12 protein-coding genes are annotated in these 13,478 nt (G+C 65.8%); 4 read left to right on the plus strand and 8 right to left on the minus strand.

Annotated elements, in window-relative coordinates:
* Positions 1–478: 478 nt before the first annotated feature.
* A complete protein-coding gene (cheR, locus tag ACQ5BL_RS08160; RefSeq protein ID WP_243809091.1) occupies positions 479–1,300 on the minus strand; it encodes a protein-glutamate O-methyltransferase CheR in 822 nt (273 codons plus the stop codon).
* Positions 1,301–1,428: 128 nt separating this feature from the next.
* Positions 1,429–2,367 carry a chemotaxis protein CheV gene (locus ACQ5BL_RS08165; protein WP_207887373.1) on the minus strand — a complete coding sequence of 313 codons (939 nt, stop codon included), beginning with the start codon at positions 2,365–2,367 and terminating at the stop codon, positions 1,429–1,431.
* Between the two features lie 117 nt (positions 2,368–2,484).
* On the opposite strand from ACQ5BL_RS08165, the gene flgA reads away from it, so the two are divergent.
* The 4 genes from flgA (at position 2,485) to ACQ5BL_RS08185 (ending at position 4,997) form a co-directional block, all read left to right on the plus strand.
* Positions 2,485–3,192 carry a flagellar basal body P-ring formation chaperone FlgA gene (gene flgA / locus ACQ5BL_RS08170; RefSeq protein WP_430293086.1) on the plus strand — a complete coding sequence of 236 codons (708 nt, stop codon included), beginning with the start codon at positions 2,485–2,487 and terminating at the stop codon, positions 3,190–3,192.
* Positions 3,193–3,324: 132 nt separating this feature from the next.
* On the plus strand, positions 3,325–3,639 hold the full coding sequence (gene flgM, locus ACQ5BL_RS08175; protein ID WP_243809093.1) for a flagellar biosynthesis anti-sigma factor FlgM: 315 nt from the start codon (positions 3,325–3,327) through the stop codon (positions 3,637–3,639).
* A 47-nt stretch (positions 3,640–3,686) separates the two neighbouring features.
* Positions 3,687–4,148, plus strand: a complete 462-nt coding sequence (locus tag ACQ5BL_RS08180) for a flagella synthesis protein FlgN (protein WP_243809094.1) — start codon at positions 3,687–3,689, stop codon at positions 4,146–4,148.
* 99 nt (positions 4,149–4,247) lie between these two features.
* A complete protein-coding gene (locus tag ACQ5BL_RS08185; RefSeq protein WP_347881044.1) occupies positions 4,248–4,997 on the plus strand; it encodes a flagellar brake protein in 750 nt (249 codons plus the stop codon).
* Between the two features lie 50 nt (positions 4,998–5,047).
* On the opposite strand, the gene ACQ5BL_RS08190 is transcribed toward ACQ5BL_RS08185, so the two are convergent.
* The 6 genes from ACQ5BL_RS08190 to ACQ5BL_RS08215 form a co-directional block, all read right to left on the minus strand.
* Positions 5,048–6,382, minus strand: coding sequence for an MFS transporter (locus ACQ5BL_RS08190; protein WP_207887378.1), 1,335 nt, complete (start codon positions 6,380–6,382; stop codon positions 5,048–5,050).
* A 258-nt stretch (positions 6,383–6,640) separates the two neighbouring features.
* Positions 6,641–7,879 (minus strand): glutamine synthetase family protein, encoded by a 1,239-nt coding sequence (locus tag ACQ5BL_RS08195; RefSeq protein WP_243809141.1) that lies wholly within the window; start codon positions 7,877–7,879, stop codon positions 6,641–6,643.
* 284 nt (positions 7,880–8,163) lie between these two features.
* Positions 8,164–9,186 carry a transporter gene (locus tag ACQ5BL_RS08200; protein ID WP_243809095.1) on the minus strand — a complete coding sequence of 341 codons (1,023 nt, stop codon included), beginning with the start codon at positions 9,184–9,186 and terminating at the stop codon, positions 8,164–8,166.
* Between the two features lie 166 nt (positions 9,187–9,352).
* Positions 9,353–10,483, minus strand: coding sequence for a TIGR03364 family FAD-dependent oxidoreductase (locus tag ACQ5BL_RS08205; protein ID WP_243809096.1), 1,131 nt, complete (start codon positions 10,481–10,483; stop codon positions 9,353–9,355).
* Positions 10,484–10,602: 119 nt separating this feature from the next.
* The gene (locus ACQ5BL_RS08210) at positions 10,603–11,628 is read right to left on the minus strand and encodes a putative 2-aminoethylphosphonate ABC transporter substrate-binding protein (protein WP_243809097.1); all 1,026 of its coding nucleotides are present in this window, start codon (positions 11,626–11,628) and stop codon (positions 10,603–10,605) included.
* Positions 11,629–11,773: 145 nt separating this feature from the next.
* Complete coding sequence (locus ACQ5BL_RS08215; protein ID WP_243809098.1) at positions 11,774–13,477, minus strand: putative 2-aminoethylphosphonate ABC transporter permease subunit; 1,704 nt, start codon at positions 13,475–13,477, stop codon at positions 11,774–11,776.
* Position 13,478 lies beyond the last annotated feature (1 nt).

Here is a 13,478-nt window from a genome sequence, read left to right on the forward strand (position 1 = left end):
GCTTCGCTCCACCCCATCCTACGAAGAGCAAGCAAGCATGAAGCAGCCAAAGTTGCAGGCGCGCGCAGAGTCCCGTCAGGAGGCCGAGTGGAGGTATTGCGCAGAGGGGCGAGCGGCATGGATGCCGCGAGAGGCGTAAAGGGCCAGGGATGGCCCTTGTACGCCGACCCTCGGAGCAATACCGGAAGGAGGGCAGTCTGAGCGCAGCGAAGACCCGGATGCCGGGACGGGCCCTTTTGGTTCCTTTTGGGGCCCCAAAAGGGACTCGCACGAGGGGGCGAAACAAAATCTCTCAGCACACGCCGAAGCGGCGCTGGAACACCCATACCCCACAACGGCGGATAACGCCTTAGGCGTTATCCGCCCCATGAAAGGCGAGAGCATCGCGGGCACGGCCCGCTCCTACAAGGGAAGGAGCAGCCCACACCCGCAACGTTTCAAGAGAGAACCCCGCCCGAACGGCCCGAGGCAGCGGCCATCACTTGGCCTTGTAGATGATCCCCGGACTGCACTGAACCATCTGGTAATGCTCCGGCAACGCATTGAGCGCCTCGGAGGCGCCGAGGAACAGGTACCCACCCGGCTTCAGCGTGGCATGGATGCGCAGCAGGATGTCGCGCTTCACCTCGGCGGAGAAATAGATGAGCACGTTGCGGCAGAACACCATGTCGAACTTGCCGAGGGTGGCGTAGCTGTCCAGCAGGTTCAGCGCGCGGAACTCCACGCGGCTCTTCACCGCCGGCTTGACCGTCCAGCGCCCCGGCGTCTTCTGGTCGAAGTAGCGAGCCAGGCGTTCCTGGGACAGCCCACGGCCAATGGCCAGGCTGTCGTACTCGCCCGCCTTGCACGCGGTGAGCATGGAGCCGGAGAGGTCGGTGGCGACGATCTGCACGCCCGCCTTGAGCTGGCCGAGGTTGGTGCGCTCGAACTCGTCGATGGACATCGACAGCGAGTAAGGCTCCTGCCCCGAGGAGCAGGCCGCCGACCAGATGCGCAGGCGCTGCCCCGGCGACGCCTTGATCATCTCCGGCAGCACGCGGTTCTTCAGCACCTCGAAGGGATAGGTATCGCGAAACCACAAGGTCTCGTTGGTGGTCATCGCATCCACCACCTGCTCCCGCAGCTGGCTGCGCATCTGGACTTTCTGCACCAGCTCGCCGAGGGACTTGATGCCCTGCTGCTCCATCAACTTGTTCAAGCGGCTGGAGACCAGATACTGCTTGTTGGCGCCCAGGAGGATGCCGCAGGTCTTCTCCAGGAAATCCCGGAACAGCTCGAATTCAGCATTGGTGGATGTCACAGATAGACCTCTTTACTCGTGGACGGTTGCCGCCTCCGTGGCGGCAACCGTCTGACCGGTGTTCCAAAAACCATAGTCGAAGACCAGGGTCCGGGGCGGCACCGGCGCCGCCCGTTTTTCCCGCGGCGTCAGACCGCCGTGCCGTCCACTGCCTTGATCCGCTCCGCCACGCGGGCGGCCAGGTCATCGGGACGGAACTTGGCGAGGAAGTCGTCAGCGCCGACCTTCTTCACCATGGCCTGGTTGAACACCCCGGACAGCGAAGTATGCAGGAGAATGTGCAGGTCCTGCATGCGCGGGTCGTGACGGATTTCCGCCGTAAGCGTATAGCCGTCCATTTCCGGCATCTCGATATCCGAGATGACCATCAGCAGATCGCTGCCCGGATGCCCGCCCGCCTCCACCATCTGCCGCAGGTAGTCCAGCGCCTGGCGGCCATCGTTGAGCGCCAGCACTTCCACGCCGACGGTTTCCAGGCAACGCACCAGTTGCTTGCGCGCCACCGAGGAATCGTCCACCACCAGCACGCGCTTGCTCACCGCGCGGGCCTGGGTGTCGGCATCCAGCACACCTTCGGAGATGTCTTCCGAAGTCGGCGCCACCTCGGCGAGGATCTTCTCCACGTCGATGATTTCCACCAGTTGGTTGTCGACCCGCGTGACCGCCGTCAGATAGTGGTCGCGGCCGGTACCCTTGGGTGGCGGATGGATCGACTCCCAGTTCATGTTGACGATGCGCTCCACCGAATGCACCAGGAAGCCCTGCACCTTGGTGTTGTACTCGGTGATGATCACGAAGCTGTTGCCGATGTCCCGCAGGGCATGACGCCCCGTGGCGAGCGCCAGATCGAGGATCGGGATGGTGCCGCCACGGATGTTCGCCACCCCGCGCACCACCTGGCTGGATTTGGGCATCACCGTCAGGCGCGGGCACTGCAGTACCTCTTTCACCTTGAACACGTTGATCCCGTACAACTGGCTGCCGTTCAGCCGGAACAGCAGCAGCTCGAGACGATTCTGGCCGACCAGCTGCGTACGCTGGTTGACTGAATCCATGACTCCGGCCATTGAGCCTCCCCTGCACGCAACGCCACCTGACCCGTCAGGCGGCACGACCATTGCTTAACCCGTTGCATGAAACAGGCAACGACATTTTCCCGACAGCTCCGAAGCGCGCGCGACCTGATGGCCGCCGTGCTCGGGGTGTGTGCTGCGCTCGCCGCCGGCTCCACGAGAGCCGAGGGCTTTACCGCGCCTGAAATCCTTATCGGCTCCACCCAGGGCTTTCTTGAGTTCAAAGTCGAAGATTATCTGCAGACCAGCGGAATTGAAGCACGCTACGAAATCGAAGTGGCGCGCATCGATCCCCGCCTGCGCCTGGTGCAGTGCGACAAGGACTTGACGCAGGCCTTGGAAAGTCCGGCGCAGCCGGTCGGGCGCGTCACCGTGCGGGTGCGCTGCGACGGCAGTTCGCCCTGGACGGTGTTCGTACCGGCCACGGTGAAACTGTTCCGCCAGGTGGTCGTCACCACCCTGCCACTCAAGCGCGACCATGTCATCGACGCCGCCGACATCTCGGTGGTGGAACGCGACGTCGGTCCGCTGAAACAGGGCTACCTGACCGACCCGCAACAGGTGATCGGCCTCAAGCTGAAGCGCGCCACGGTGAACGATCAGGTACTCGCGCCGGTCTTCCTCGAACAGGCCGAAGCGATCCGCAAGGGCGACCAGGTGGTGATCCGCGCGCGCACCAGCGCCGTCAACGTGGTGATGCCTGGCGAGGCGCTCTCCGACGGCGTCCCCGGACAGCAGATCCGCGTGCGCAACCTGCGCTCGCAGCGTATCGTCAAGGCACGCGTGGTGGAGCCCGGAACCGTCGAAGTCAGCCTGTAGTAAGCCGAGTCTGGCATGATGGGCGCAGCCTTCACTAAACTGTGTTCGGGTGCGCAAAAAATCGGCCTAAAGTTTTCCGCCAGCCGGCCGAAAAGCTTGGCAAGCGTCCAAATACCTCCAGAGGTTTTCAACATGGTTATCGACTTCAACCGGCTGAATCCAGCCTCTACGCCAGCGACCACTGGCCGTAGCGGAGCTGCGCAGAACGGTCGCAGCGAAGCCCCGGCCGAGTCTGCCACCACCAGCGCCCCGACCAAGAGCGGCGAATCGGTGCAACTCAGCGATACCGCCCAGCAGTTGCAGAAAGTCAGCGATCAGCTGAAGGATCAGCCCGTGGTCGACAAGGAAAAAGTGGCCCGCCTCAAGCAGGCGATCGCCGATGGCAGCTACCAGGTCGACAGTCAGAAAGTCGCCAGCAAGCTGCTCGATTTCGAATCCCAGCGCTGACCTACGCGTCGCGCCGGGGACCAGCCCGCAAAAGTGCCGAGCCCAAGATGTCCGATGCCCTGCTTTCCCTGATCACCGGTGACATCGACGCAGCCCGTCAGCTGCTGCAGCTGATCGACGACGAATACCAGGCGCTGCAAGCGCGCGATCTGGCGCAGCTGCAACAGCTGCTGGAACGCAAGGTACCCTTGATGCAGCAGCTCGAGCGCAACGGCCGCGAACGCGCCACCGCCCTGCAACAGGCCGGTGTCAGCGTTGATCGCCAGGGACTCGAGCAATTCGCCCAGCGCAGCGGCAACAGCGAGTTGCTGGCGCGTGGCGATGAGCTGGGCGCCCTGCTCGACCAGTGCCAGGACGCCAACCAGCGCAACGGCCGGATCATCCGCGCCGGTCAGGCCAGCACCGGCCGCCTGCTCGACATCCTGCGCGGGCAGGACACTCCCAATCTCTACGACCGCCGCGGCAGCTCGACCCAGAGCAGCCGGCAGCGTCCGCTCAGCCAGGCCTGAGCACTGGCCTGACGGCCCGCCTTTGGGCACAATGCCAGCATCGGCATCGCCCCGTGCCAACGCCATAACAAACATAATCTAGATGGAGACTTGCGGACCGTGGCCAACCTGTTTGTCGAGGAGAACGGCCCTCAACCACCGAAGATGCTCAAGGCCCCGGTGGAGATCCATGCCTGCCTGCGCACGCTCATGGACAGCCACGATCCCCTGCTGCTCACCTTCGAAGGCCGTACCCAGCGTTTCCAGAGCTTCGTTGTCGAGGTCAACCGCGAACGCAACCTGATCGCCCTGGACGAACTGATCCCCAACGACGGCGAACGCTTCCTGCAGAACGGCGAGCCGTTCCGCATCGAAGCCTTCCACGACGGCGTGCGCATCGCCTGGGAAGCCACCCAGAACGCCTATTTCGCCGAGATCGACGGCGCCCGCTGCTACTGGCTGCCAGTACCGGCCGAGGTGCTCTACCACCAACGCCGCAACGCCTTCCGCGCCAGCGTCAGCCAGAGCCAGCCGGTAACGGTGGAAATCGCCGGCGACAAGCTCAAGGCCCCGCTCAAGGGCAGCCTGATCGACATTTCCGCCACGGGCTGCAAGGTACGCCTGGAAGGCGACGTCAGCAGCCGCCTGCAACCGGGCCAGGTCTACGAGCGCTTCACCGCCCGCCTGCCCATCGGCGCCATCACCCTGGAGGTGGAGCTGCGCCACGTGCACTTCGAGGAAAAGGTCGGCGTAAGCTTCGCCGGCCTGCGCTTCCAGCAGGTCAGCGGCCTGGTCCAGCGCAACATCGAGCGTTTCGTCTACCAGCTGCAGCGCGAAGCCCGGCGCTTCGAAAAAGACGAGCTGTTCTAGCCCGCCACGAGAGTCGGGCGGCAACGCTTTGCCGCCCTCACCCACGGCCCTTATGCGGGCCGGCTTTCCTCTTCCGCTTCCGGCGCCGACACCTTGCTGTCGGTGCCTTTCATCTGTTCGGCCACCGCCCGGTCATCGACCCGCGGATCGAGCGCCGCCGAGAGCGGCGACGAGACCATGCTGTCCGGCGTGGCCACGTGCTTGACCGGCGCCTCGTCGACCCGGTGCATGCCGCTGACCTTCTCCGGCTGCACGCGCCAGATCAGGATCAGCGAGCAGGCGCAGACGAAGGCGTAGAGCATGTTCGGGCCGAACAGCTTCATCAGCGCACCGGCCGCCAGCGGCCCGATGCAGGCGCCAACGCCGAAGGTCACCAGCAGCATCGCCGTCAGCGACACGCGGCGGTCGCCTTCGACGTGGTCGTTGGAAAATGCCACCGCCAGCGGATAGAGGGTGAACTGCACCAGGCAGACCAGGAAACCCGCCGGCAACAGCAATACCAGCGGCAGCGACATATCCGGCAGCGGCAGCATCGGCAGCAGCGCCAGCGGCAGTGCGAAGAGCAGCAGCAGGATCGCCGCGTTGCGGATCAGCACGGCGCGGTCGTAGCGGTCCGAGAGCCAGCCCAGCGGCCATTGCACCAGCAGGCCGGCGAAGATGCAGCCGCCCATGAACAGACCGATCTGCTCGGTGGTGAGCCCTTGCTGCGAGGCGTAGAGCGGCGCCAGGCCGTAGAAGGCGCCGATCACCAGGCCCGACACCAGCACCGTGGTCAGCGACTGCGGCACCCGCTTGAGGAAGAAGCGCGGTTCCAGCGGCGCCGGACGCAGCGGCGCGGGGTGGACCTTATGGGTGATCGCCACCGGAATCAGCGACAGGGCGAAGCACAGCGCGATCATCATCGGCAGCTCCGGCCCCAGCCCCGGGTGCACCACCAGCACCAGTTGGCCGAGCACCAGGCCGAGGTAGGACGACACCATGTAGCCGGCGAATACCAGGCCGCGCTGGCGCGCCTCGGCCTGCTCGTTGAGCCAGCTCTCGATGACCATGTACTGGCACATCATGCCCAGGCCGATGGCCGTTCGCAGCACCAGCCAGAAGCCCAGCCAGGGCAACAGGCCGATGCCCAGCACCGCCGCCGTCACCAAGCCGCCGCAGGCGACGTAGGCGCGGATGTGGCCGACGCGGGCGATCAGCCGGTGGCCGATCTTGCCGCCCAGCACCAGGCCGAGGTAATAGGCCGCCATCATGGCGCCGATCCACAGCCCATCGACCTTCTCCGCGCCGAGGCGCAAGGCAAGGTAGGTACTGAGCAGACCGGAACCGGTCAGGAGCATGACGGCAGCGAAATACAGAGCGCGAAAAGCGGTGACGATCCGGAGCATCGGACCTCCTGGCCCAGAACAACCCCGGGACGGTCCCCGGGTGACGGAAAGCGGGACTTGCGGTGACACCTTAGAGCTTGCCGGAGGGCGCGTCGAGAGGGCTGCCGGACCTGGAACAGAGCGGGTCGCGGAGTGTGCTGCCGGGCATCCTGAAGGATGACGACGGGATGAACGAGGATGGGTTGGAGAACGCTGGAAATGGCTGCCGATCGCAGCTGCGCCCGTACCGGCGCGCAGCTCTGTCGGCGTGCCCGCGCGTCAGGCCTGGGCGGCCAGCACGCGGCGCTCCCACGGGGTGATTTCGTCGAAGAAACTGGTCAGCTCCATCGACTTGGTCGCCGTGTAGCCATCGATGAACTCGTTGCCGAACACCTCGCGCGCCAGCTGGCTGCGCTTGAGGCGTTGCAGCGCGTCATACATCGTGCATGGCAGCAGCAGGGCTTCGGGCACCTCGAACTCGCCCTGGATCGCCTCGGTCGGCTCCAGCGCATGCTCGATGCCATGCAAGCCGGCGGCGAGGCTGGCGGCAATCGCCAGGTAGGGGTTGGCGTCGGCGCCCGGCAGGCGATTCTCCACCCGACGAGCCACCGGCGCACTGGCTGGAATACGCAGGCCGGCGGCGCGGTTGTCATGGGACCAGCAGGCGTTGTTCGGCGAAGCGTAGGGGTGGCACAGGCGCTGGAAGGAGTTCACGTTCGGCGCGAACAGCAGGGTGAAGTCCGCCAGGCACGCCTGCTGGCCGCCGATGAAGTGACGGAAGGCCGGCGTGGCCTCGCCGTTGGCGTCGGTGAAAATGTTGCGGCCTTCGCCGTCGACGATGCTCTGGTGGATGTGCATCGAACTGCCCGGCGTCTTCGCCAGCGGCTTGGCCATGCACACCACGATCAGCCCATGCTTGAGCGCGACTTCCTTGAGCAGGTGCTTGAACAGGAAGGTCTGGTCGGCCAGCAGCACCGGGTCGCCATGCAGGAAGTTGATCTCGAACTGGCTGGTCCCCATCTCGTGCATGAAGGTGTCTCGCTCCAGCCCCACCGCCGCCATGCAGCGGTAGACGTCCTGGAAGAACGGACGCAGTCCGTTGTTGGAGGACACGCTGAAGGCCGAGTGGCCGATCTCGCGGCGACCGTCCGGACCGAGCGGCGCCTGGAAAGGCTCGTTGGCGTCAGGATTGGGCGCGAAGACGAAGAATTCCAGCTCGGTGGCCACCACCGGGCTCCAGCCGCGCTCGGCGTAACGCGCCAGCACACGCTTGAGCAGGCCACGGGTAGACAGGCCGGAGGGTTGGCCATCGAGCTCGACCGCGTCGCAGATGGCGAAGGCGCGCGGCTCGTCGCTCCAGGGCAGGCGGTGGATCTGGGTCGGTTCGGCGACCAGGGCGAGGTCGCCGTCGTCGCTGCCATAGAACCGCGCGGGCGGGTAACCACCCATGATGCACTGCAACAGGACGCCGCGCGCCAGCTGCAGGCGTCGGCCGGTGAGGAAGCCTTCCCCGGTCATCACCTTGCCACGCGGCACCCCGTTGAGGTCGGGGGTGACGCACTCGATCTCTTCCACTCCAGCCAAGCGTTCGGCGAGCGGGATTGTTGGATCGCTACTCATGACTTCTTATCCTTGTTCTTCTTGTCCCTGTTACAGGACGCCGCGCGATGCGCGCGACCCCGTACAAAATACGCACCGCTCGTTCGATATTTCAAGCAGACCCAGCGGGAAACACGGAATTCCCCTGTAGGAGCGCGCCATGCGCGCGAATCGCGGGCATGGCCCGCTCCTACAGGGCCAACTCAATAATCATCCCGCTTGCGAAACGCCCAGCGCCCGGCCAGCCCGGTAAAGCTGGCCACCAGCACGACGAGAATCCAGAAACCTTCCGGGTCACTGGAAAAGGGAATGCCGCCAACGTTCATGCCGAAGAAGCCGGCAATGATGTTGATCGGCAGCGCCAGCACCGTGACCACGGTGAGGGTGAACAGGGTGCGGTTGCTCTGCTCGTTGATCTTCGCGGCGATCTCTTCCTGCAGCAGCTTGATGCGCTCGCCTAGGGCGGTGAGGTCGTTGATCACCAGGGAGAATTCCTCGGTGGCCTCGCGCAGCACACGCACGTCACCCTCCTTCAGCCACACCGGCGGGCGGTTGAGCAGGCGCATCAGCGAGCCCGGCTCCAGCGCCAGCAGGCGTTGCAGGCGCACCAGCACGCGGCGCATCGCGCCCAGGTCGGCACGATTATCGGAAAGCCGCGCTGACAGCAGCTGATCCTCGATGCGATCCACGCTGATGCTGGTCTCGCGCAGGATGCGGGTGAGGATGTCGCCCTGGTCGCGCAGCAGGTGCACCAGCAACTCCAGCGGCGAGCGGAAACGCTCGCCGTGCTTGACCGAAGAGCGCAGGGTGTCGACCGAGCGCAGCGGCTGGGCGCGAGCGGTGACCAGCAGGCGGCCACGGGCACAGACCCACAGGGTAGAGACGTCCGAGGACATACGGCTGCCGAAGTCGAACACCACGTCGTTGACTACCGCCAGCAGCGCACCGTCCACATGCTCGATGCGGGTGGAGCGCGAGCCTTCGCGCAGGGTCTCGAAGAAGTAGTCGGGCAGTTCCAGGTGCGACTTCATCCAGCGCTCGCAGGCCGCGTGCGCCAGGTTCAGGTGCAGCCAGAGGAACTCATCTTCCGCGTGCGGTTCCCGCAGGCGCTGCAAGGCGGTGGGCGAGTCGATTTCCAGGCCGGGCTGATCGGGGCGAAAGCTGAAGCCGTAGAGCAGGCCGAACAGGTCGGAATCCTGGTGGCTCTGGACGATGCTGTGGTTCATGGGACTCCGTGCACGCAGGTGGAAGGTGCGTGTAGGAGCGAGCTTGCTCGCGAACCGCATAGCTCCGTGCCGTGCAGGTTCGCGAGCAAGCTCGCTCCTACAAAAAGCGAATCCGCGTCAGCCGGTAGTAACAGAACCCGGTGAAAGTCAGATGACAGCCCCCGTGTCAGCCAAACAGCGCGGCGACGGTACGCTCGCCCAGTTCCGGGCCGACGCTCATGCCCACGCCGGTATGCATCAATACAGCTGTGACGCCGTCCGCCGCGTGCAGCACCGAGAACGGCCCCGGCCCGCGCGCGCCATAAACGCCCTGCCAGCGCTCGACCACTTCCACGCGCATGCCCAGGGTGTCCTCGGCCAGCGCCAGCATCAGCTTATCCACAGCCTCCGCGTTGAACGGTGTGGCGTCGCTACCGTAGTGGTGCGAGTCGCCGATGAGCAGCTCACCGTGGGGCGTCGGGCTGATCAGCAGGTGGATGCCCTGCGCCTCCAGCTCCGGCGTCTCGCGGCGGATCTGCACGCGGATCGCCTCGGCTTCCGGCAGGTCGGCGAAGGCACCGTAGTGCACGCAGCTCAGTCCGGTCAGCACCGCGTGCCCCAGTCCGAAGTCGACCTGCAGACGCGCGCGCAGCATCTGCAAGCGGCACACCTGCAGCTCCAGCGGAGCAATGCTATCGGCCAGCAGGGTCTGATAATCGTGACCGGAGCAGACGATCACCTGCCCGGCGGTGAAGCTGCCCGCCGTGGTACGCAGCACGCCGGTGTCGACGTCCCGCACCAGGGTGGAGAAATGGAACGCTACGCCGTACTCGCGGCGCAGGTAGTCGATCAGGGCCGGCAACGCCTCGCGGGAATACAGCTGCTGGTCGTCGAACCCCAGTAGCGCGGCGCGGTGGTGGCGGAAGTGGCCTTGGTAGAGGTCATTAAGTTCGCTGCCGCGCAGCAGGCCCACGCGGTAGTCCAGCTCCTTGGCGCGGCCGGCGCAGAAGACCTCCAGCAGGTGCTCCTCGGCTTCGGTACGGGCGAACAGCAGCGAGCCATGGCGGCGCAGGGAGAACCCGGCCTGCTCGGCCCAGTGCGCCCAGATCGAGCGGCTGGCCCGCGCCAGGTCCGACATCACGCCCGGCGGCTGACCGGTGACCAGGGCCTGGCCGAAGTTGCGCACCGAGGCGCCCAGGGGCGTGGCGGTCCGCTCGAAGACGCGTACGGACAGGCCGCGGCGGGCAGCGGCGTAGGCGTGGGAAAGGCCGAGGATGCCGGCGCCGACGATGGCGACGTCGCAGTGGGTCTGGGTCATGGGGAAATCCTTCTTGCGAGGTGCCCTTCGCGCCGGCCGCGCAGCTTGCGGCAGGCGCGAGGGTTCAACGATGTTGCCGGAGCAGCGCCCTCTTCCCGCTGGAAAGAGGGCTCACGCGCTTACTTCTGCGCAACCTTCTCCGACTTGCCGTCGTAGCGCTTGCGCCACTCGGCCAGGATCTCGTCGCGGTTCTTCGAGGCCCAGGCGAAGTCGTTCTTGATCAGGCGCTGCTCGTAGTCGGCCGGCAGTTCGGTCTGCGGCTTGGCGATGCCCGGCTGGGCCAGCACGGCGAAGTTTTCCTTGTACAGCTCCATGGCTTTCGGGCTGGCGGAGAAGTCGGCGAGCTTCTTCGCCGCGGCTTCATGCTGGGTGCCCTTGACGATGCCGGTGGCTTCGATCTCCCAGCCCAGGCCTTCCTTCGGCAGGACGATGTCCAGCGGCGCGCCCTGGCGCTTGAGCTGCACGGCCGGGTACTCGAAGGAGATACCGATCGGGAACTCGCCGGCGGCGGCCAGCTTGCACGGCTTGGAACCGGAATGGACGTACTGGCCGATGTTCTCGTGCAGGGCGTCCATGTAGGCCCAGCCCTGCTTCTCGCCGAACGTCTGCAGCCAGGCGGAAACATCGAGGAAGCCGGTCCCGGAAGACGCCGGGTTCGGCATGACGATCTTGCCCTTGTACTCAGGCTTGGTCAGGTCCTGCCAGCTCACCGGCTTCTCCAGGCCCAGCTTCTGCGCCTCGACGGTGTTGAAGCAGATGGTGGCGGCCCACACGTCCATGCCCACCCACGCCGGCGGGTTGGCCGGGTCGCGGTAGTTCTTGCCAATGGCGTCCAGGTGCTTGGGCGCGTACTTCTCCAGCATGCCCTGCGCATCGAGGATGGCCAGGCTGGAAGCCGCCAGGCCCCAAACGGCGTCGGCCTGCGGGCGATCCTTCTCGGCCAGCAGCTTGGCGGTGACGATACCGGTGGAGTCACGCACCCACTTGATCTTGATGTCCGGGTTCTCGGCTTCGAAGGCCTGCTTGTAGGCGGTCAGCTGTTCCGGCTCCAGGGCGGTGTAGACGGTCAGCTCGGTGTCGGCGGCATGGACCTGTGCGGCGAAACCGGCAACCACGGCGGCGGCGAGGGCAAGACGTTTGAACATGTGGAGCTCCTTGGCAGTGTCTGTTGGTTGATTCCCCTTCGGGCCAGCGCAAGCGCTGTTCGCGATGAGGCTGCGTCCCGCGTTCGCGGGGATGACGATCAGTGCGACGGTTGGTGTTCAGCGAGGTGCAACGGGAAACCGGGCATCACTTCCTCCAGGCCTGGGAGCGGCGCAGCAGGCCGCGCGAGGCGCCGGCCAGCAGCAGCGACACGGCGGCGGAAGTGAAGAGGATCAGCGTGGACATGGCGGCGGCACCGCCGACGTTGCCGGAGTCGTCCATGTTCAGCACGGCGACGGCGGCGATGATGGTGTCCGGGTTGTAGAGGAAGATCGCCGCCGACACCGTGGTCATCGCCGAGACGAACAGGTAGCGGATGATGTCCAGCAGCGCCGGCAGGCAGATCGGCACGGTGACGCGCAGGTAGTGGCGCCACAGCGGCATCTTCAGCGACAGCGCGGCGGCCTCGAACTCGCCGTCGAGCTGGCGCAGCGCGGCGGTGGCGGTCATCTGCGCGGTGGTCAGGTAGTGGGCGATGGTGCACACCACCAGCAGCGCCATGCTGCCGTAGAACACATGCAGCGGGTTGCCCGGCAGGTTGAAGAAGAACACGTAGCCCAGGCCCAGCACCAGGCCGGGAACAGCCATGGGCACGAAGCAGAGCATCCGCAGCAACTGGTTCAACCATGGTTGCTCGCGGGTCTTCTCCATCAGGTAGGCGCCGGTGAAGATCACCGCGCTGCCGATGATGGCGGTGCAGGCGGCCAGGGTCAGGCTGTTGCGGTAGGCCAGCCAGCCGCCGCCGGCGGTGGTGTCGAAGTCGTAGTGATGCAGCGACAGCGACAGGTTGTACGGCCAGAACTTCACCAGCGAGGAGTACACGGCCATGCCCAGCACGCCCAGCAGCACCGCGCAGATCAGCAGCACGATGGCGAGGAAGGCGGCATCGCGGCGGCGCGACGGCTTGGGATGGTAGACCTGCGCGCGGCCGCTCATGGCCTCGCGCTGGCGCAGGCGCAGCCAGGTGTCCACGGCGAAACTAAGCAGCGCCGGCAGCAACAGGATCATGCCGATCTGCGCACCACGGCCGAACTGCTGCTGGCCGACCACCGCCTTGTAGGCTTCCAGCGCCAGCACCTGGTAGTCGCCGCCCACCACCACCGGCACGCCGAAGTCGGTGATGGTCAGGGTGAACACCAGGCAGAAGGCGGCGAACACGCCCTGGCGCGAGGCCGGCCAGGTGATGCTGCGGAAGGCCTTCCAGGGGCCGGCGCCCATGCTCGAAGCGGCGTCGAACAGGCGCGCGTCGGCCAGCGACAGCGCCGACAGCAGGATCATCAGCGCGTGGGGGAAGGTGTAGATGGCCTCGCCGAGGACGATGCCCCAGAAGCCATAGATATTGTCCGGCACCCAGCCGCGCAGCAGGCCCTGGTTGCCGAAAAGGTAGATCAGCGCAATACCCGGCAGCATCGACGGCGCCAGCAGCGGTAGCAGCGAAATCCCCCGCCACAGGCCCTTGGCCGGAATCAGCGTGCGCTGCAGGGCATAGGCGAACGCATAGGCCAGCGGCACCACGATGGCGGCGACGCTGAGCGAAACCTTCAGACTATTGCCCAGCAGCCAGTGGAAATTGTCGCTGCGCAGCAACTCGCCCATGGCGGCGACGCCACCGCCCTGCCCCGCCGCGCTGCTGAAACCGCGCCAGAAGATGACCAGCAGCGGCAGCAGCACGGCGACAGTGAGCAGCACCAGCAGCAGGCATTTGCCACCGCGCACGAACAGGCGATCACCGAGATCGCTACGGAGCTTGCCGGCGGACAGCGCCGGATTGTGATTCACCACGGCATCCATC

It is taken from the genome of Pseudomonas sp. B1-22 (assembly GCF_050474425.1).
GTDB lineage: Bacteria > Pseudomonadota > Gammaproteobacteria > Pseudomonadales > Pseudomonadaceae > Pseudomonas.